This is a genomic window from Vibrio sp. R10-SG-ISO4, assembly GCF_059834135.1.
On sequence record NZ_JCBDHJ010000015.1, the window covers coordinates 81030 to 100928 of the forward strand.

At 49.7% G+C, this 19899-nt stretch carries 21 protein-coding genes and 1 riboswitch; of the genes, 12 read left to right on the forward strand and 9 right to left on the reverse strand.

Annotation, left to right across the window (positions count from 1 at the left end):
* Positions 1 to 13 precede the first annotated feature (13 nt).
* Positions 14 to 925, forward strand: a complete 912-nt coding sequence (locus tag AC6R03_RS09110; RefSeq protein WP_500631549.1) for a dienelactone hydrolase family protein — start codon at positions 14 to 16, stop codon at positions 923 to 925.
* Positions 926 to 991: 66 nt separating this feature from the next.
* Here AC6R03_RS09110 and AC6R03_RS09115 read toward each other — a convergent pair whose 3' ends face one another.
* Positions 992 to 2473: a carboxypeptidase M32 gene (locus AC6R03_RS09115; protein ID WP_500631548.1), complete on the reverse strand. Its 1482-nt coding sequence runs from the start codon at positions 2471 to 2473 to the stop codon at positions 992 to 994.
* Positions 2474 to 2678: 205 nt separating this feature from the next.
* Between AC6R03_RS09115 and AC6R03_RS09120 the strand changes: the two genes are divergently transcribed.
* Positions 2679 to 3320: a LysE family translocator gene (locus AC6R03_RS09120; protein WP_500631547.1), complete on the forward strand. Its 642-nt coding sequence runs from the start codon at positions 2679 to 2681 to the stop codon at positions 3318 to 3320.
* Positions 3321 to 3431: 111 nt separating this feature from the next.
* Here AC6R03_RS09120 and AC6R03_RS09125 read toward each other — a convergent pair whose 3' ends face one another.
* Positions 3432 to 4802: an alanine/glycine:cation symporter family protein gene (locus tag AC6R03_RS09125; protein WP_500626817.1), complete on the reverse strand. Its 1371-nt coding sequence runs from the start codon at positions 4800 to 4802 to the stop codon at positions 3432 to 3434.
* Between the two features lie 102 nt (positions 4803 to 4904).
* Positions 4905 to 5012: riboswitch (glycine riboswitch) on the reverse strand.
* 324 nt (positions 5013 to 5336) lie between these two features.
* A complete protein-coding gene (locus AC6R03_RS09130; RefSeq protein WP_500632165.1) occupies positions 5337 to 5675 on the reverse strand; it encodes a YggL 50S ribosome-binding family protein in 339 nt (112 codons plus the stop codon).
* Positions 5676 to 5892: 217 nt separating this feature from the next.
* On the opposite strand from AC6R03_RS09130, the gene AC6R03_RS09135 reads away from it, so the two are divergent.
* The 4 genes from AC6R03_RS09135 to AC6R03_RS09150 all read left to right on the forward strand — a co-directional run bounded on the left by AC6R03_RS09135 (position 5893) and on the right by AC6R03_RS09150 (position 9144).
* Positions 5893 to 6051 (forward strand): hypothetical protein, encoded by a 159-nt coding sequence (locus tag AC6R03_RS09135; RefSeq protein ID WP_487902409.1) that lies wholly within the window; start codon positions 5893 to 5895, stop codon positions 6049 to 6051.
* A 17-nt stretch (positions 6052 to 6068) separates the two neighbouring features.
* On the forward strand, positions 6069 to 6800 hold the full coding sequence (locus AC6R03_RS09140) for a chromosome partitioning protein ParA (RefSeq protein WP_500632166.1): 732 nt from the start codon (positions 6069 to 6071) through the stop codon (positions 6798 to 6800).
* 149 nt (positions 6801 to 6949) lie between these two features.
* On the forward strand, positions 6950 to 8719 hold the full coding sequence (locus tag AC6R03_RS09145) for a putative bifunctional diguanylate cyclase/phosphodiesterase (RefSeq protein ID WP_500632167.1): 1770 nt from the start codon (positions 6950 to 6952) through the stop codon (positions 8717 to 8719).
* An 8-nt stretch (positions 8720 to 8727) separates the two neighbouring features.
* A complete protein-coding gene (locus AC6R03_RS09150; protein ID WP_500632168.1) occupies positions 8728 to 9144 on the forward strand; it encodes a ribosome recycling factor family protein in 417 nt (138 codons plus the stop codon).
* 11 nt (positions 9145 to 9155) lie between these two features.
* Here AC6R03_RS09150 and paeA read toward each other — a convergent pair whose 3' ends face one another.
* On the reverse strand, positions 9156 to 10460 hold the full coding sequence (gene paeA / locus AC6R03_RS09155; RefSeq protein WP_500632169.1) for a polyamine export protein PaeA: 1305 nt from the start codon (positions 10458 to 10460) through the stop codon (positions 9156 to 9158).
* 162 nt (positions 10461 to 10622) lie between these two features.
* Here paeA and AC6R03_RS09160 point away from each other — a divergent pair, with 162 nt between their 5' ends.
* Positions 10623 to 11018: a DUF2391 family protein gene (locus tag AC6R03_RS09160; protein ID WP_334550553.1), complete on the forward strand. Its 396-nt coding sequence runs from the start codon at positions 10623 to 10625 to the stop codon at positions 11016 to 11018.
* A gap of 3 nt (positions 11019 to 11021) precedes the next feature.
* Positions 11022 to 11267, forward strand: a complete 246-nt coding sequence (locus tag AC6R03_RS09165; RefSeq protein ID WP_500632170.1) for a Rho-binding antiterminator — start codon at positions 11022 to 11024, stop codon at positions 11265 to 11267.
* A gap of 59 nt (positions 11268 to 11326) precedes the next feature.
* Here the strand turns inward: AC6R03_RS09165 and AC6R03_RS09170 are convergent, their stop codons facing one another.
* Positions 11327 to 12436 carry a M20/M25/M40 family metallo-hydrolase gene (locus AC6R03_RS09170; protein WP_500632171.1) on the reverse strand — a complete coding sequence of 370 codons (1110 nt, stop codon included), beginning with the start codon at positions 12434 to 12436 and terminating at the stop codon, positions 11327 to 11329.
* A 368-nt stretch (positions 12437 to 12804) separates the two neighbouring features.
* Here AC6R03_RS09170 and hppD point away from each other — a divergent pair, with 368 nt between their 5' ends.
* From hppD to maiA, 4 genes are read left to right on the forward strand one after another with little or no spacing between them, the layout of a single operon-like run.
* Positions 12805 to 13878 (forward strand): 4-hydroxyphenylpyruvate dioxygenase, encoded by a 1074-nt coding sequence (gene hppD, locus AC6R03_RS09175; RefSeq protein ID WP_500632172.1) that lies wholly within the window; start codon positions 12805 to 12807, stop codon positions 13876 to 13878.
* On the forward strand, positions 13871 to 15019 hold the full coding sequence (locus AC6R03_RS09180; protein ID WP_500632173.1) for a homogentisate 1,2-dioxygenase: 1149 nt from the start codon (positions 13871 to 13873) through the stop codon (positions 15017 to 15019). Before hppD ends, AC6R03_RS09180 begins: the two co-directional genes overlap by 8 nt.
* Positions 15016 to 16029: a fumarylacetoacetate hydrolase family protein gene (locus tag AC6R03_RS09185; RefSeq protein WP_500632174.1), complete on the forward strand. Its 1014-nt coding sequence runs from the start codon at positions 15016 to 15018 to the stop codon at positions 16027 to 16029. The genes AC6R03_RS09180 and AC6R03_RS09185 overlap by 4 nt, the downstream gene beginning before the upstream one ends.
* On the forward strand, positions 16022 to 16678 hold the full coding sequence (gene maiA, locus AC6R03_RS09190; RefSeq protein ID WP_500632175.1) for a maleylacetoacetate isomerase: 657 nt from the start codon (positions 16022 to 16024) through the stop codon (positions 16676 to 16678). Before AC6R03_RS09185 ends, maiA begins: the two co-directional genes overlap by 8 nt.
* A gap of 89 nt (positions 16679 to 16767) precedes the next feature.
* Here the strand turns inward: maiA and AC6R03_RS09195 are convergent, their stop codons facing one another.
* The 4 genes from AC6R03_RS09195 to AC6R03_RS09210 all read right to left on the reverse strand — a co-directional run bounded on the left by AC6R03_RS09195 (position 16768) and on the right by AC6R03_RS09210 (position 19890).
* The gene (locus AC6R03_RS09195; RefSeq protein ID WP_334550546.1) at positions 16768 to 16950 is read right to left on the reverse strand and encodes a hypothetical protein; all 183 of its coding nucleotides are present in this window, start codon (positions 16948 to 16950) and stop codon (positions 16768 to 16770) included.
* Positions 16951 to 17134: 184 nt separating this feature from the next.
* On the reverse strand, positions 17135 to 18196 hold the full coding sequence (locus tag AC6R03_RS09200; RefSeq protein ID WP_500632176.1) for a tetratricopeptide repeat protein: 1062 nt from the start codon (positions 18194 to 18196) through the stop codon (positions 17135 to 17137).
* A 179-nt stretch (positions 18197 to 18375) separates the two neighbouring features.
* A complete protein-coding gene (locus AC6R03_RS09205; RefSeq protein WP_334550544.1) occupies positions 18376 to 19059 on the reverse strand; it encodes a DUF2786 domain-containing protein in 684 nt (227 codons plus the stop codon).
* Positions 19060 to 19206: 147 nt separating this feature from the next.
* The gene (locus tag AC6R03_RS09210; RefSeq protein WP_500632221.1) at positions 19207 to 19890 is read right to left on the reverse strand and encodes a DUF3334 family protein; all 684 of its coding nucleotides are present in this window, start codon (positions 19888 to 19890) and stop codon (positions 19207 to 19209) included.
* Positions 19891 to 19899 lie beyond the last annotated feature (9 nt).

The window sequence follows — 19899 nt, forward strand, 5'->3', positions numbered from 1 at the left end:
GAGGAAGATAAGGATGTCAAACATCATCGGTGAAAAGGTCACAGCGCCTAAAGCAATTCCGCAAGAAGCATTTGATTGGTACGACGAATACGCACATGGATTGATAGACAGACGAGAATTCATGAGACGTCTCTCTGGTCTTGTCGCATTAGGCTTTACGATGTCAGTCTTAACGTCAGCACTGACACCGAACTATGCACTGGCAGAGCAGGTGTCGTTTAACGATCCCGCAATCAAAGCCAGCTACGTCAAGTTTGATTCACCGAATGGTCACGGTGAAGGGCAAGGGTATTTGGTCGTGCCACGAGAGTTGGTAGGCACCGCGCCTGTCGTACTGGTTGTGCATGAAAACCGTGGGCTTAACCCTTACATTGAAGACGTCGCGCGAAGATTAGCCGCGAAAGGTTTTATCGCCTTTGCCCCCGATGCACTCTATCCGTTGGGCGGTTATCCAGGAAATGACGATGAAGGCCGCGCGATGCAAAAGAGTCTAGATAGAGAGAAGATTGAAGCGGACTTCCTAGCCGCTGCGAGCTTTTTGAAATCGCATGAGCTAAGTAACGGAAAATTAGGGGCGGTCGGTTTTTGTTTTGGCGGCTACATAGTCAATATGCTGGCTGCGACCATTCCTGAGCAGTTGGATGCAGGGGTGCCTTTTTATGGTACACCTGCAGCGGAATCTTTGATCCCGAAGGTGAAAGGGCCGTTGATGATTCAGTTCGCGGGTCTTGATGAGCGTGTCAACGCCACTTGGCCGGAGTACGAGAAAGCGCTTAAGGCCAATGGGGCGAACTATCAAGCCTACGTTTACGAGGGCGTGAATCACGGATTTCACAATGACTCCACCGGACGTTACGCCGAAAAAGAGGCCGAGCTTGCTTGGCAGCGAACATTGGAATTTTTTGAGCAACATCTTAAAGCGTAAAGAGCACACAAAAACGCCGTCACAGGGTAAACCCTGTGACGGCGTTTCATTTTACGTGAGTACTATCTACAGGTATCGACTTCTCAGGTGATTTTGGAAGAACTGAGCGTTCAACACTTCGCTTGTTGCCGATTTAACCAGCTCATCGGTTGTCAGTAAGCTGCCCTTGCTCCAGATGTTATCGCCCAGCCAAGCAAAAATAGGCGTGAGGTCACCAGAGTGAATAGCTTCATCCACATCCACGGTTTTCTTCATCGCTGCCATAAACTGCGCCGCGTACATGGCCCCCAAGGTGTATGATGGGAAGTAGCCGAAGGCGCCATCCGTCCAGTGAATGTCTTGCATGCAGCCATTTTTGAAATTACCGGCGGTAGAAAGGCCGAGATACTGGCGCATTTTTGTGTCCCAGAGCTCTGGAACATCTTGGTGGGAAATATCACCATTGATCAAATCACGCTCGATCTCATAGCGCAAAATGACGTGAGCCGGATAGGTGAGCTCGTCGGCATCAACGCGGATAAAGTCTTTTTTGACGCGAGTGTAAAGCTTTTGAAAGTTCGCTTGACTAAAGAGCGACGTATCGTGTCCGGAGAAGTGTTGGGTGGCAAGTCGTGATAGATGGGCAATAAACGCATCACTGCGGCCCACTTGCATTTCGAAAAACAGTGATTGAGACTCATGAATACCCATTGAGCGAGCTTCGCCTGACCGCAATCCTGCTAGTGCTTTGGGTAAACCTTGCTCATAGCGGGCGTGGCCTGTCTCGTGAACGATGCCCATGAGCGATTGTACAAATTCGTTTTCATCGTAGCGGGTGGTAATTCGCACATCTTGCGGTACGCCACCACAAAAAGGGTGGACGCTCTCATCCAATCGGCCATGATCGAAATCGAATTGCAGTAGTTTCATCACATCCAGCCCGAGCGCTTTTTGTTGCTCGGTAGGGAAATGGCCTGTTGGGGTGAGGTAGTGCTCAGAAGACTGCTTTTCGATCACCTCATCGATCAAGGCAGGTAGCCAGCTTTTTACATCGGCAAACAGCGTATCGAGCGACGTTGACGTGGTGCCCGGTTCGTAAATGTCGAGCATCGCATCATACGGTGTCGATCCGTTGGCATCGGCACGAATTTGCGCCTCTTCTTTCGAAAGTTTAACGACTTCTGCCCAGTTTTTCTCAAACCCGATCCAGTCGTTTTGGCCACGCTGGGTACGCCAAGCGTGTTCACATTTCGAGCCCGCTAGGGATTTGGCCTGCACCAGTGCTTCAGGCAGCAAATTGGCTTGTTGCCACTGGCGTTTAAGCTCTCGCAGTGTGGCGCTCTCTTCAACGCTGAGCGTTTCTGTTTCTGCTTCGGCAAACCAATCCGCTAGCTGTGGCTGGGTATGCAATTGATGAATATGCACGGATAGCTCGGCCATTGCCTCTGAGCGAGCTTGATTCCCTCCGCTCGGCATCACAGCCGCTTGGTCCCATCCACAGATGGCCGCTAAGTGATTAAAACGAGAAATTTTTTGGGAATGCTGTTTGAGTTTGTCGAATGCGCTCATGACCACACCTTAGGTGACTGGGAAAACCAAAATCTTAACAACCTCCCCAGCATTGACCAAGGGGTTTGCGTTCAATAATTGCAGCAAGAAGCATAATCATTGCCTATTTTGGCGGCCTTGCTATAAGATGGCGATCTTTCCTGAGATGACCTGGTTATATCTCGCGCTGACTGGAGCCTCTGCTCCCCAATAATAAGGACCTGCAATGATCAACAATATGGAAGCGTTTTTGGTCGCCATCACCATTTTGACGTTAACCCCAGGACTCGATACTGCGCTTGTGATTCGTAACTCGTCGCGTGGCGGCTTTTCCGATGGTGTATTAACCAGTTTGGGGATTTGCTCGGGCTTGTTTGTCCATGCCACCTTTTCTGCGATTGGTATCTCGGCGGTCTTGGCGCAATCGGCTGAGCTATTTAGTGCGGTGAAAATGGTCGGCGCGGCCTATTTGATTTGGCTAGGTGTAATGTCCATTAAGGGGCTGTTCAATGGCCAATTGGATGCGGGGATCGCGATGCAAACGGTGACGCACACCAAAGCGACGGCGTGGCGCTCACTGCGAGAAGGCTTCTTGTCGAACGTGCTGAACCCTAAAACGGCGGTGTTTTATCTGGCGTTTTTACCTCAGTTCATCAATCCAGAGGGTTCTGCGTTTGTGCAGTCATGTGTGATGGCTGCGATCCATTTTGTGATTGCGATGGTATGGCAGTGTGGACTGGCGGGCGTGCTGACTCGGGCTAAATCTCTGCTTCGCAGTGCGCGTTTTAATCGCTGGATGGAAGGGACCACCGGCGCGGTTCTTATTGCGCTTGGTGTTAAACTGATGATTGAAAAACCGCAGATTTAAAGAGAATTTAATCTATACACAATGTATTAGAAATCACAGTGGATTAGAAATGAAAAAGCCCGCGCTTGCTAGAGCGCGGGCTTTTTGATCACGTCACCTTACACGGTCGTCTTACGCGGTGGTTTTGGCACTGCTACCCACCGACAGCGCAGCAAAGTACTGTTTAGTCTCTTCGACCACAATGTGGCGCAACGCAATCAAGCCGATAAGGTTAGGAATGGCCATGAGTCCGTTGACGATGTCGGCGATGATCCAAATCATATCGAGGTGAAGGAACGCACCAGAAGCGACCAGAGCGACAAAGATGACTTTGTAAGGCAGTACAGCCTTAGTACCTAGTAAGAACACAACGCAACGTTCGCCGTAGTAGTTCCAGCCCAAAATAGTCGTAAAGGCGAAGAAAATCAGGCCAATGGAGACGAGCAATGGACCTAGCGTGTCGGCGTTAAGTCCGACGGCAAAGGCGTGAGTAGTCATGGCCGCGCCAGCAAAATCGCTTTGCCATGCGCCAGTCAGGATCAAGGCAAGGCCCGTCATGGTACAGATGATGATGGTGTCAAAGAAGGTGCCGGTCATCGAGATCAGACCTTGCTTGACGCAAGAGTCGGTCTTCGCTGCGGCCGCTGCCATCGGTGCGCTACCCAGGCCAGATTCGTTGGAGAACACGCCGCGGGCAATCCCAGATTGAATCGCCAGCATAATGCTTGCCCCTAGGAAGCCGCCTGTCGCTGCGGTTGGTGTAAAGGCAGAGACGACTACCAATTCAACGGCAGCGAAAAGCTGATCAGAATTCATGATGATGACACTCAAACACGCCATCACATAGAACAGCGCCATCATAGGCACCACTTTTCCTGCGACTTTCGCAATCGACTGAATGCCACCTAGCGTTACAAAAGCGACCAATAGCGTCAGTACGACCGCCGAGACCTCACGGGATACACCAAACGAGATTTCAGAAGCATCCAAAATGGCGTTAACCTGCGGGAAGGTACCGATACCAAAACAGGCGACACCGAGGGCGAAAATGGCAAATAGCACGGCTAAGGTTTTAGAACCGACACCATATTGCAAGTAGTACATCGGTCCGCCGACCATTTGACCTTTATCATCCACTTTGCGGTATTTCACTGCGAGTAGACACTCAGCGTACTTGGTGGCCATGCCAAATAGGGCCGCCAACCACATCCAAAATAGTGCGCCGGGACCACCCAGTTTGATGGCGGTGGCGACACCAACGATGTTGCCCGTACCTATGGTGGCGGACAGGGCGGTACAAAGCGCAGCAAAGCTGGAAATATCCCCTTGCTTGCCGGAGTCTGATTTGCTGAACACCATTTTCAGTGCCGTGGGAAGGTGTCTAAACTGGAGCAAGCCTAAACGAAAAGTAAAATAGACACCGGTACCCACCAACAAAATCAGCAGGGGCGGTCCCCAAACGAAATTGTCGATAGTGATCAGTAAAGATTGTAGGTTATTCATGGGTTCCCCTTAAATTGATAATGCTTAAATAAGGAGAAGAGGGAAAAGCCGAGATCGATGATCTCAAAAACGATAGACAGGAAGCTACCGAATAACGGGTCTTTTCACTCCTCTGTCCTTTTGCCTGAGAGTTTCACCTAAAAATAGGCTTGCTCCTTCGGCGACCACTTTCTACAACAAGGTAGAGCGGTTCTCTCCAGAGGTTCCTCCAACTACAGTCCTCGCTACCTAAGTAGCACCTGAAATAGTTAATTCTTCGGCGGGTTATCTTAACTAAATGTTAAAATTTAGTTATTAACCACTCTCCTGCAGTCTTCGTCGGAACAATTGCTCAATGCGTTGAGCAAAAGATGGTCAATAGTTCTGTGCTATTAACGCGAGAACTGTAACACTTTTTTTTGTGAGATCAAGCGTGTTTTTGCACTTGTGATCGTTTTAAGAGGGGAGGGCGCGGAAAACGCTGAAAGTATGGTGAATTGAGGGGAAAAAAATAGCGCTCAACTGCGCTATTTTTGAACAATCAAAGATGAAAGCTTAGAAGTAGTTGGCGTCTACCAGCTCGCCGATCTCCACGTTGGTCACTTCTTCGCGTTTTTCTAGCCACGCGCCAACCAAAGCTTGCTGCTCAGCCGTCGCATTGCCGTAGCGGGCCACACTGCATAGGAAACCGTCAAATGTCTCAAGGCCACCGCCACCGAAGCACAAACCAAGGCTGTCGATGTAGTCAATAAAATCATCCACAAACTGGTCGTAGCGGTCGAAATCTTGAATGTTGGTTTCACAACGAATCTCGAAACCCAGCACGGCAAATTCGCCGAGGAACAATTTCTTTTGAATACGACGTTTTTTCTTCTCTAACTGATACGGTTTCATGTTTATCTCCCATTTGGTGTCGCGCTCTTTATACCCCAAAAGTGCAGCTTGCCCAAATGAATCACTCATAAAAGGTATTAAGCGCGGATAATTTGCGCACTCACCTAAGTAAACAGAATAAAACTACCGGACGCTGACCAAAAGGCGCGAAAAAATGGTATAAATGAAAAGGTTATCAAGTTGCCCCCAAGCATGTGGGTACAGCTAAGGAGAGGCTATGACAAGATTGTTAGCGATTGCCTTTTTGGTCGCATTGGCATTTGTGTTGATCCGCTATCGCACGAGCGAAAAACTGCAAAAAGCAGTGGTGGTGACGTTGATTTCAGGGTTTTTAATTTATACCGTGACACTCGTGATCACCGAGTTGATTCGCTAGTGAAGCAGGAGTCATACGTGAATAAACAGACAGACGTAGATAATGATGATGTGGTCGTTATCGAACAACGCGACAAGCGAACCTACTTCTATATTGCTATAGCAGGTGTATTGGGTATCGCACTAGGAGCATTAATTGGCTCGAGCGTGACGGCGTCAAAGTGGCAACAGACATACCACGCGTTGGAATCGCAGTATCAAACGCTGGTGTCAGACAAAAAACAGCTCGTGGTGACGGTGGAAGAAAAAGTCGCCAACGTTGACGTTGAAGTGCAGCAAAAGCTGGAGCAAGCGATTGAAGAGCAAAAAGCGCAGTACGAGGCATCAATCGCTCAGCTTGAATCGCAAGTGGCGGAGCTGGAAAAGGTCAACCTGTCCCTAGAGCAACAAGTCGGCGAGCAGAAATCACAGTTAGCGGATGTCGCGGGTGAAAATGCGCAGCTTAATCGCCAAGCCGATATGCAGGCAACCATGTTTGAGCGTTCGCGTGAGCTCTTCCAACAAGAACTGAGAGTCAAACAAGAATTAGCCGCATTGCAAAAAGAGCGCGACGAGTTGGAGCCTAAGCTAGCCTCACTGAAGAAAGCGTGTGACACCTTTCTAGAAGGCACCTCTTGGGAAGCGAAATCGGATGCGTGCGACAAACAAGATGCCGCCAATTCTCGTTTGAGCCAAATCAACCAGATGATTCGTGTCCATCAAATGGATCTTGAAGAGATGAAAGCGATGGCAGAACAGCTCGGGCTGTAAAGTTATCCCTACATTCATGTAAAGAGGAAGCGGTGAACCCCTTCCTCTTTTTTGTATCTGCTTGTTCGACAAAGGTATTGGATTGACGAAAAAGTGTGGAAATTATGCAACAAAGTCGCTATAAATTTTAAATCACCCACAGATTAGGGATGGCAGTGCAAGAGAATTTATTCAATCGGTCGATCGGAATGGCGATTCAAGTGGCCTATGTTCTCTCTATTGCCCTGATTTCTCGCACCCTGCTGCTCGAACACGAGATGGGCAGAGCGGCGTATTTACTCTTTCCCCCCTTAATGATTTATGCTTTGTTCACTCAATCTGAGCAGCGTAAGCGTATCTGCGCGCTGTTAGCGGCGAGCCTGATTTTTATCGGTGGGCTGATTGAGCCGTTAGAGATGGATGCCATCGAAAAGAGCTTCATTTTACTGCCACTCTGTTTCATCGTCCTATTTCCCGGGTCGTTTTGGCCTCTGGCTATCGCGGCATTACTGATTGTCAGCTATCTTCACAGCCTAGATCCCGATGACTTTGACGAGTTTATCGAAGACGCCATAGATGTGGGCGCGATCACCGTGTTCGCTACCCTGATGACGTATTACATCAAGAAAACCCAACAACAAACGCTGGCCTTTAAAAAAGACAGCTTCACCGATTACTTGACCAAGCTGCCCAATATTAATGCCTTCTATGCGGCGGTATCGGCCATGAACGAGAGTAATGCACACTGTTTTGGGGTATTGCAGATTGGTCTGCACAATTTCAAAAGCGTCAATGACAAATTGGGCTATCGCAATGGTGATGAGCTACTGCAATCTTTCGCCAGCCACATCAGTGGATTAATAGAAAACCAAGCCCAAATGTATCGCATTGCAGGCGATGAGTTTGTCGTGCTGGTGGAAAATGTCCATGTAGAGCGAAAGCTGCAAACCGTGCTAGACACCATTCTTACCAAACACAGCAAGCTGTTTGTAGTCGGCGACACGACCTATCGGCTGAATTTTTGTGTGGGGGTTGCGCTGGCCAAGCACGCGAATGGTGTGGTGAGTCTGTGGGGGAAAAATGCGAATTTGGCACTCTATCGCGCGCTATCCCAAGGGCCCGGCTCCATCGTTTGGTACGATGACCAACTGCTCGATGAGACGATTCGTCAGCATCAGTTGGAGTCGGAGATGAAGCAGAGCCTGCAATTGGGCCATTTCGTTCTGCATTATCAGCCTAAGGTCTCTATGATCAGCGATCGCGTGGTTGGAGCCGAAGCGCTGATTCGTTGGTCACACCCCCAGCTTGGTATGATTTCGCCGTTCGAATTTATCCCGATTGCAGAACGAACTGGGTTTATCGTGCTTCTTGGCCGTTGGGTGATTACGCAAAGCATTAAGCAGGTGGAAGCTTGGCATGACTCTGGGCTACCGATCCTTGTGTCGATTAATGTCTCTACCGTTCAGTTTGCCCATGATGACGTTGCCAGTTTTATCATCGACGCGCTCGATAACGCCCAGTTGCCTGGTGAGGCGCTACAAATTGAAATCACAGAATCGACCTTAATGAAAGAGCCCGAATATGTGGTGGAAGCGTGTGAACGCCTGCGAGAGCGAGGGATGTCGGTGGCCATTGATGATTTCGGGATTGAATACTCGTCACTCAACTACTTGAAGCGTTTACCCATTGATGTACTTAAAATCGATAAGTCATTTGTTGATGATTGCACCACTGACATCACCGATCACATGTTGGTGCGAACCATTATTCAGATGGGGCAAAACCTAGGTAAATCGGTCGTGGCAGAAGGTGTTGAGACCTCTGAGCAATTATCTCTACTGTTTAATGAAGGGTGTGATGAGTATCAAGGCTACTTTTTCTCAAAACCGCTGGACGCACAGGCCTTTTACGATAAAGTGACCCAATCCAACACCCACTGATCTCTGTTATGACTCTTCAAGCTGACCTTGTGACACTCGCACTGCCCTCATTGGTGCAAAAACTGGGCAGAGAGAAGTGTCAAAACCTCAAACGACTCGCGCAGCAGCACCACTGTGTGTTGAGCCGTGTTAGGCGTTCACGCCACTGGCAGTTGGTAGGGGAAGAGGGGGCGCTCAATGCTCTCTGTCATGAATTGCTTAGCCGCGAAGATAGCTGCGAAGATTATGCCTACGTTAGGCAAAAAATTGACACGCTCATCAATGCGCGAGTTGCCGCGCGTGCTCCTGCGCCGTTGCCACTCAACATCCAGCTTGCTCAGCTTATCGCCGGTAATCCCAGTATCACCTTAACGGAACTGATGGCGAAAACGGACTGCACACTCGCTCAAGCGAGGTCCGCCCGTTTTCAAGAGGAGTCTTGGTAACGGTTGGTGCGTTACTGCTCGTCGTCTTTTTGTTCCACTCGAGTGACCAGCAATTGGTCTACTTTATGGTCATCGATGTCGACCACCTCAAATTTGTAGCCAGAGTAGGTGACCGAATCAGTGCGTCGCGGAATTTTCTTTAACATAAACATCATAAAGCCGGCGATCGTTTCGTAGTTTTGTGAATGGGGCAGTTCGTCAATTTGCAGTGTGCGCATCACATCGGTGATTGGCGTGACACCATCGACCAGCCAAGAATGCTCGTCACGGGCGACAATTTGCTCTTCACCTTCGGCCAACACCCAACTGCCCATCACGGCGCTTTGCAAATCATTGAAAGTCACAACACCCATGACCAAGGCGTATTCGTTCATCACCACAGAGAAGTCGACGCGATTGGATTTAAAGTATTCCAACGCTTCCGATAGGCTCAAGGTGTCAGGGATGATGGGGCAGGTTTGCACCACGCTGCTGCTTTTAAGATCCAACGTTTGCTCATTGATGAGGCGGATCAACAGTTCGGTTGAATTGACAAAGCCTTTGATCGCATCGAGCTGACCATTACAGACTAAAAATTTGTGATGAGGGTTGTCGGCGATCTTGCGCTTAAGCATGGTTTCATCGTCATCAAGTGAGAGAAACGCAATGTCTTCACGCGGCGTCATGGCAGACGTAACGGGGATCGATTGCATCTGAAACACGCTTTCCATCATTTGCTGCTCGTTCGTATCGAGGACGCCTGCTTCGGCTCCTGCATCCATGACGGCGTAGATGTCATCACTGGTGATGTCGTCATTGCGTTCGGCAGGGACGCGCAATAGGCGAAAAATCAGCGTCGCCAAACCGTTAAATACTAGTACGATGGGTTTGAGGATCAGAATGCACACCAAGAGTGGTTTCACGAGGGCCAACGCGACGGTTTCCGGCATCGCCATCGCAATGCGCTTAGGCATCAGATCGGCGAACAAAATAAACAGGCTAGTGACCAAGGTAAAAGAGAGCACAAAGCTAGTCTGCGCGATCCACGCAGCGGGCACCCAGTGGCTCAACATAGCGGCGATATACGGGGTAAACGCCGATTCACCGACGATACCGCCCATGATAGCCACGGCATTGAGGCCAATTTGCACCACGGTAAAAAAGTTACCCGGATGGGTTTGTAGCCCGAGGACTAAGGTCGCGCGGTGATCGCCATCGTCAGCGAGTTGGCGCAGACGAATTTTACGCGCCGCAGCCAACGAGATTTCTGACATGGAGAAAAAGCAACTGGTTAAGATCAGCGCCATGATAATGGAGAGATTTTCAAGTAGACTCATGGAGGCTATCCGAATAGAAAAGTTGCGCCATTCTAGCCACAACTGACCACGATATTGGGAAAACTTCCACGAAATCATTTTGTCGTGACGATAACGGCTCTAGCGCTTTATCGTCCTCGCCTTATCAACTAAGCTTGATAGAAAATTCTGCAGGATAAGTGAATGAAATATAGCTTTAATTTCGAAGATGCGAGTCAGATATTTGTCGGCGCCTTTGCGCTTGCTGTGCCGATTTCGTTCTCTGAAGAGGCGTGGCGTTTGGGTGAAACCTTACCGCCGCTCAATTTGTTTCTCCTGTTTTCGCTCTCGGTGGTGTTCTTAACCCTGTTTACCTATCAAAGCGTATTCCAAAGTAACGTTCAGACGCGCAAATGGGAGTTTGTTGCGCGCATCGTCGCGGCGTATTTGATTGCGGCGTGTGTGGTCGCCTTAGTGCTGGTCTGTCTGGATAAGTTGCCCCTGATGGAAGACCCCATCACCTCATTTAAGCGCGTGGTGGTGATCACCATGCCAGCCTCCATGGGTGCCATCGTGGTCGACAGTTTCGATAAGGAGTGATGCATGATACGTTGCAGTGACTATGACTATATTGAAATTGTTTGCCTCTACCGTTATCCCGTGCGTTTGGCACTCAAAGATGGCACCGAGATGGAAGGGATTGCGCTGGATACGCGCCGAGATGAGAGCAGGCGAGAAGCCATGCTGATCAGCATCCATCAACAAGAGCGTTTGGTGGTGCTCGATGAGATCAAACAGTTGTCAGTTTTGGTGGAAAATCCGCATTTTCGCGACATCACATTGAGATAAAACCCATCCGCTTCGTTACATGTAGAAAACAGATGGGCTTGTTTGTGCTGTTAGCTCGTTTACGCTTGAGTTACGTAGTGCTGAACAAACTCGGTCACTTTCACCATGTCATCAATGGTGATGTACTCTTCTGTCGTGTGCACTTTTGCCATACCCGTTGAGATGTTCACGGTCGTTAGCCCTTTGGCGTTAAAGTTGTTGGCGTCACTGCCACCACCGGTGCCTTTGGTGAATGGCTGTGCACCAATTGCGTCAAAAGAGGCTTTAACCGATTGAATCAATGGTGACGCTTCGTCGATGACAAAGGCGTTGTAAGCACGTGTCGATTCAATTTCAACCTGTGCGCCGTGGGCGTCAGCGGCGCGCTGGAAAGTCTCAATCATATGCTCAACTTGCGCGTCGAGTTTGTCGCCATTGAGCGAGCGCGCTTCGGCCACTACCGTCAGTTCAGGCATCACAATATTGGTGGCGTTGCCCCCTTCGACAATCCCGATATTGGCGGTGGTCTCTTCATCAATGCGCAGCAGCTTCATTTGCGTGATCGCCTCTGCGGCAACTTGAATGGCGCTGATGCCTTCTTCTGGCGCAAGGCCTGCGTGTGCTGGGCGGCCGATAAATTTCGCGACGATTTTCTGTTGGCCCGGGGCGGCATTGACAATGGTGCCAATCGGGCCGCCGGTATCAAGTACGATGGCGTGGTTGGACTCGATAAAGCTCATATCAAAATGCTCAGAGCCAAATAGGCCACCTTCTTCATGCACGGTGAAAGCAAGCTCAATGGTTTTGTGCGCTTGATTGTGTTCTTTTAGCACGCGTACCGCTTCCATGATAGCGGCAATGCCCGATTTGTCGTCGCCACCTAGGATGGTCTCTCCTTTAGAGCGAATAATGCCGTCTTCAATCACAGGTTCAATACCTATGCCTGGCGTTACGGTGTCCATGTGACAGCTGAACGCGATGCTACCTGCTAGGCTGCCTTCCAATTTCGCATACAGGTTATGACCGTTAGAGATATGAGCCGGGACGGGCAGTTTGTGTACGGTGAAACCGAGCTCGCCGAGCTGCTCTGCTAGGTGTTCTGAAATCTGTTTTTCATTGCCTGTCTCACTGTCGATTTTGACAAGCTCAATAAAATGCTCGACCAAGCGTGATGGGTTGATGTGACTCATGGTCTACCTCATGGGTTGTGGTGAGGGGAATAGATGGCGTTAGCCTAATGAGAGCGAGCGCCATGACGCTGCGCCAAATCAAATCGAAGGCGGATTTGACTCAATCTTGACTTAAGTGGCGAGGAGTTCGCCACTGCTTAAGGAAATTTATCACACAAGAGTGATTGTAAAATAATTGTTACTGTAATTGGGCGGGTTTGGGATAGTTAAATCATGTGTTTATGGTGATTTTATTGTGGTGTTACATTTATTTTACATTTCCATGTGATTTTTTGAATAGGTGCCAAATCGAGCCTCGATATTTCATTAATCGTATCAATGGGCGAATTTAAAGGCGATAGAGATCAACAACAGGTGAGGATAACACCATGAATACGGCACTAAACCCGTTAGGCACAGACGGATTTGAATTTGTTGAATATACCGCTGCTGATGACAAGGGCATTCAAGATCTGAAAGCGCTGTTTGCGTCACTCGGCTTTGCAGAGGTAGCAAAGCATCGCTCAAAAGAGGCGTGGTTGTATCGCCAAGGGGACGTCAATTTTATCGTTAACGCGGAGCCTCACAGTCAAGCTGAGCAGTTCTCGCGCCTACATGGCCCTTCGGTTTGCGGCATGGCGTTTCGAGTCAAAGATGCTGCCAAGGCACTTGAGCATGCGTTAAACAATGGCGCCGAGCGCTATGTCACGGAAATTGGTCCTATGGAGCTCTCCATTCCGGCGGTGTACGGCATAGGTGATAGCTTGCTTTACTTCGTTGACCGCTACCAAGACGGCAGTATCTATGATGTGGATTTCCGATTCTATGCCGATGCTGACGAGCGCATGAACACTATGGATGTAGGGCTGTTTGAAATCGATCACCTCACGCATAACGTTAAGCAAGGCAACATGGACACCTGGGCTGGATTTTACGAACGGATCGGTAACTTTAAAGAGATTCGTTACTTTGATATTGAAGGCAAGTTGACCGGTCTTGTGAGCCGAGCGATGACCGCGCCGTGTGGCAAGATTCGTATCCCAATCAACGAATCGTCTGACGACAAATCGCAGATTGAAGAGTTTATTCGTGAGTACAACGGCGAAGGCATTCAACACATTGCGCTGAGCACCAACGACATCTACCAAACGGTGCAGACTCTGCGCGATCGCGGCATGGACTTTATGCCTACCCCTGATACCTATTATGAAAAAGTGAATCAGCGTGTCGAGGGGCACAGTGAAGAGCTCGCACGCCTGCGTGAGCTGCAAATTCTTATCGATGGCGCACCGATGAAAGACGGCATACTGCTGCAAATTTTCACCCAAACGGTGATTGGCCCGGTGTTTTTTGAAATCATTCAACGTAAAGGCAATGAAGGATTCGGTGAAGGTAATTTCAAGGCGCTGTTTGAATCCATCGAAGAAGATCAAATTCGTCGCGGGGTACTGAGTGATGCGTAAATGGATCACCTTTCCGCATCGGGAGGGCGTCTGCTCTAAGCAAGCCCATGCGGATTTTCCTGATGAGGCCATTTTTGAGCGAGAGGCCGGTCGCAGTGGATTTTTCGGTCCTGCCAGTCACTTTCATCATCGACACGCGCCGACGGGATGGAGTGAGTGGCAAGGGGATCTTAAGCCACGCGCGTTCAACTTCAATCAGGTAGACAGTGCGCGTCAGTCCTCCCCTTGGCACGTGCCGAAGCTGTTACACAATCGCCATTGTAAGGTTCGAGTCTGGCGCTGCGAGCAGTCGATGCGTCATTTGGTGCGCAACGCCGATGGTGACGATCTGCTGTTTATTCACCAAGGCAGTGGGGAGCTCTATTGCGACTACGGTCACTTGTCGGTGCGTGAAGGGGATTACGTGATGATTCCACGTTCGACGTCTTGGCGCATAGAGATCTCAGAACCCATGTTTGTGTTGATGATTGAAAACAGCGATGCCGCCTATTCGCTACCAGAGAAAGGCATGGTCGGCAATCACGCGGTATTTGATCCTGCGGTGCTCGATGTGCCCAGTATTGATGAGGCGTTTAAAGCGCAGTATTCAGAGCAAACCACAGAGGTACACATCAAACGCCACGAACAGGTGAGTGTGGTGACCTATCCGTTCAATCCACTGGATGCGATTGGTTGGCATGGTGACTTATCCGTGGTGCGAGTCAACTGGCGTGATATTCGGCCGCTGATGTCACATCGTTATCATCTGCCGCCATCGGCGCATACCACCTTTGTCGGTGAGGGATTTGTCGTTTGTACGTTCGTGCCGCGCCCAATTGAAAGTGATCCCGGTGCGTTGAAAGTACCGTTTTTTCATAACAATGATGACTATGATGAAGTGCTGTTCTACCACGCTGGAGATTTTTTTAGTCGTGACAACATCGAAGCCGGCATGGTGACCTTTCACCCCGCAGGGTTTACTCACGGGCCGCACCCCAAGGCGTTTCAAGCCGGGCAAGCCCACAAGAAAACCTTCACCGACGAAGTAGCGGTCATGATCGATACCCGGCATGCGCTCGACATCGGTCAAGCGGCGAGTGAGGTGGAGAATATTGATTATGTCTACAGTTGGCGTCAGCCCACGGGCAAGGAGGAAGTATGAAGCTCGCCAGTTTGAAAAATGGAACACGCGATGGTCGGCTTGTTGTGGTTAGCAAGGACTTAAGCCGTTATTTGGATGTCTCAGACATTGCGCCGACCTTGCAAGCTGCGCTTGATGATTGGTCCAGCGTGGCGCCGCAGCTTGAGACTCAATATCAACGTTTGAACCTAGGCGAAGCCAAAGATTCGCTGGCGTTTTCGGCTCAGCAGTGTGAGTCTCCTTTGCCACGTGCGTATCAATGGGCCGACGGCTCTGCGTACGTCAACCACGTCGAATTGGTGCGCAAAGCACGCGGCGCGGAGATGCCGCCCAGTTTTTGGACCGATCCACTGATGTATCAAGGTGGGTCGGATCACTTTATTGGTCCAACCGATGACATCCCACTGGCGGATGAATCTTGGGGCATCGACTTTGAAGGGGAAGTGGCCGTCATCACAGGTGATGTGCCGATGGGCGTCAGCGCTGAGGAGGCCAAATCTTCAATTCGGTTGTTAATGTTGGTCAATGATGTCTCGTTGCGCGGGTTAATCCCCAATGAGTTAGCGAAAGGCTTTGGCTTTTTTCAATCCAAACCGTCGTCGGTGTTTTCTCCGGTCGCGGTCACCCCAGATGAGCTAGGGGACGCGTGGGATGGCGCAAAGGTGGCGTTGCCGCTGCTAAGCCACTTCAACAACGAACCGTTTGGCTGCCCAAACGCTAGTGTGGACATGACCTTTGAGTTCCCTGAGCTTATCGCGCACGCAGCAGCAACACGCCCACTGGGCGCCGGAGCCATTATTGGCTCAGGCACTGTTTCCAACAAGCAAGGCACAGATTACGGAACGTCTATTATGGAGGGAGGTGTTGGCTATTCCTGCATTGCCGAGGTGCGAATGATTGAAACTATCCGTGATGGTCAGCCTGCCACGTCTTTTATGCGTTTTGGCGATCGCATCAAAATAGAGATGCTCGATGAGCAGGGCGCGTCGATCTTTGGCGCTATTGATCAACAGGTTGTGCGCTATGAGTGAGCGGATTCTTTACGATTACTGGCGTTCCTCTGCGGCGTATCGAGTCCGAATTGCACTCAACCTAAAAGGCTTGAGCTATCAATTACGCCCGATTCATCTGGTCAAAGAGGGTGGTGAGCAGCACAGCGATGCGTATCAAGCGATCAATCCTGCGAAGTTAGTCCCTGTGCTGGTGGAGGGTGATAGGCGCATTCACCAGTCACTGGCGATTATTGAGTATCTTGATGAAACCTATCCACACTCAAGATTGATTCCTCCGTCAGGTGACGAGCGATATTGGGTCAAAGCTTTGGCCTTGGATATTGCCGCGGATCTTCATCCCATTAATAACTTGCGCGTGCTCCAGTACCTCACTTCGACATTGCACGTCAGCGAAGAGCAAAAACAGCAGTGGTACCGACACTGGATTGAAGTCGCTTTTGAGGCGCTTGAGTCACGTATTAGCGAGCGTCGCGGCTGCTACTGTGTTGGGGATGAAGTGACCTTAGTGGACGTCTGTTTGGTGCCGCAAGTCTATAATGCACATCGCTTTGACCTCGATATGCGGCGCTATCCCAATATTGCGGATGTGACAGCGTCACTTGGTAAGTTGGCGGCGTTTGCCCGCGCGCGACCTGAGTGTCAAGCCGATGCACCAGAGAACGGTTAAACGCCAAGATAGTAGAAAACCAGAGACTAAAAAGCCACTCGTTGAGAGTGGCTTGTCGTCCTTGAGAGAAGTGCTGATAACTGTCTAACTCACAGTGAGTGTGATAGGCGCTCGCGTTGGCGGAGCTCGGCAAGATTGAATTGACGCACATCCAGTGTCGCGTATTCAAAACACTCTTTGCAAGAGTGGTGGTACTTGCCATCGACATAATCATGCTTGGTGAGTAGGCTGGGCTTTTTACACCAGTCACATACTCCTTCGATCGTAAACATCTCGTTCTCCCCATTTTACCCGAGTCTGTTTTTCTTGCTCAGGTTTATTGTCGGGCAGGATTATGACATACAGAACACGGTTAGGTTAATGATTTGTTATCGAAGTGGGATGGAGATCGATTGCGCAACGCTGAGTTTTAAACGTTTGGTGAAAACTTGAACAGGATGCGCAGGGTAAATGTAACTATTTGTTAACCTCTTTAATCAGAAGCTTGAGCGCACCGTTAAGACGCTTCATTTCCTCTTCGCTGCCTTTGAGATCCGGGTGATAAATCTTACTTAATTGCTTGTAACGTACTTTGATTTCACGCTCACTGGGCAATTGTGAGGGCTTAAAGCCAAACATTGCACTGGCTAAGTAAACCGGTGAAGGCGCCGCAGGTTTGCTCTGCGTTGGACGAGTGGGAGAAACCTTGCTTTGCCCTTGCAGCTTTTTAAATTCACGGTAGAGAGTTTCAAGCTGGCGCTTTTGCTGCTTGAGCAGAGCATCTTGCTCTTTAACTCTGGTTTGCATTTTAGACGCTTGAGCATGGCCTTGTTGCTCAGTCGCGGTGCGCTGGCGTACTAAACCTCTTTGCTTGCGCCACAGCCAAATGCAAAGGCCACTTGTTAGCAGGCAAAGACCCATCAAGCTGAACAAAACACCATCGTGCTCTTGGCTGGCGTCGATGGTTTGGGCTTGAGGGCTGAGGGTGATGGATTCATCGTCAAAGGCAACGTCTAGTTGACTGATGGCCGCCACTTGCTTGGCTCTCCTGGCGTTAAATTGTGCTTCTAAGACACGGTTGTATCCGTTTTCGGCGTCACTTTGTAAGCTTGGGTCAGTGGCATTTTGCGCAGCGAGTTGAAACCACACCTTGGCAAGATCAAGGTTGTCGGGTTGTACTGACAGTTGCTCATAGACTCGGCCAAGTTGCAGCTGAGCTTGAGCGTCATCGGCCAATGCCAATTTCGTAAGCCAGAAGAGGGCTTTTTCTAGGTCGGGTCTGACGCTGTTATTATCAAGCGACAAGCTGGCTAATTCAAACGCAGCTTGACGGTTACCCCCTTGCGCCGATGTTTCGAGCCAATAGAGGGCATCATCGATCGTTTGTTGATCGGGGTTTTCTTGTGCAAGGTAAGTGCTGGCGAGTTGGAACTGAGCGTGAACATTATTCGCTTGGGCCTGCTGCTGAAGCTCTTCAAGCGTATTGGCCCAGAGTGAGGTGCTCAGAATAAGGAAAAGTAAAGCCGCAAATCGAGTCAAAAACAACGTCCGTTTGGTAAAGTTGACCAGTGATACCTTTGATTATACTCAGCCGCGCAAAGATGTGTATGCCTCTTAACCAAGTTGATGAGTGCGCGGCGTCGCTTTTCTCTCATGCCGTTGCCGATCTAGCGTTGAAGCATCGAGCTAGCACACTCTTGGGCTAACGCACTCTTGGGTTAACGCAGCAGTTTTGGCGCTTGTCCACCATCGATCGGGCGATTGACCGATACGGTTCGACCTTTCTTAAGACCCACTTCGTAATCTTCTGTGATGTTTTTCATCGCTTCACGCAGCTGCTGCTTGAAGGTTTCACGATCGATGTTTTGAAACTCTTTATCGATGTAGTCATCGATTTTTTTCGCAGACTCTTCATCTGGAGAGATGATCGGCAGTTTTTCCAACGCACCTTCCACCCATCCAGACAAAAACGAGTTCACGCGGCGAGTGACTTCGGCGTTAGATGTCCCGGTGCCTGCAAAACTGTTTCTGAAACGACCGGTCTGTTCGTTCATTTCGCGGTATACGATGTCAAAAGCGAAGGCGGCGAAGATGGCGCGATCCGCTTCGCCAATAAACTCCACGCGTTTTAAACCCTTATGGTTTAACAGCACTGCCTCAACGCCGAATTTGGTGTTGATACCACGGATGATGCGCAGCAGATTCGAGCTGACATTGGCAGGGAGTAAGTGTGTCGATTGGGTTTTGCCCATCTTGATAAACTCGATATCGTCCTTGTCGAGACCATATTTGAGCATCAAGCGATGTGCCATCTTGATGGCATTGGCGGCTTCGTTAACGTTGGCTGAGTTTCCGAGCTCCAGACACTTCGCTATTTTTTTGAGGGCTTTTTGTTTATCCATCGACAGCTAAGGGGTAACTAATTTAACAAAGTCGGCTATTTTAACGTGTTCTGTCATAAAACGGAAATGGTGATGTAGGAAAACGCCACCGAAAAGTCGATGGCGTTTGAAGGGGGTAAAAACCGCTGGGCTGAAAAGTTGGCGGATTTAGATACCTAGTTCGGCGAAGATGTCATCGGCATCGTCATTTTTATCGGTCGATTTTTTCTCTTTGTCCTGCATCTCTTGGCGCGCTCTCTCTAGGATGCTGTCTGGCGTTTCATCTTCGTCGTGGCTTTCAAATTCTTCGAGCTGAATAAACTCAGTCTTATCCATCGCCAACTCTAAGTAGAAGATGTTGCCTTTCTCAGTCGAGAAGGTCACACGTCGCGCTTGAGGACGATCAAGGTTGGTATCGACCGACAGAATCACTTGTTTGTTGAGTGACAGCATTTTAGGTTGGTTCTGCGTGATGTGGGTTTGCAGATCTTTGCGCACTTGGTTGGTGAACGCACCGACGAGCTGGTTCATCAGCTCACCCAGTACATCGGCCACTTCGTCGGAGGTGTGAGTGACGGCGAGCTCTTCTTCCGGCATCCCCATATTGCGCATGTAGTTGGTGTACACCTCAAGCGCGGCTTTGGCCGTAAAGTTGATCACCACCAACCCAGAAAAACCACCATCAAAGAGGACAAAACAACCGAAGTCCGGTTTTAGGCTGGTCTTGGTGATTTTCTGCACCATGGCAGAGTAGGTAATTTGAGAGCTGGTCGCAGAGGTCATAACGCCAGAAACGGACTGGCATAACTTAAGGAGAATGTCTTCTGTCGTGATGATTTTGTTTTTCTTCATTGATGAATC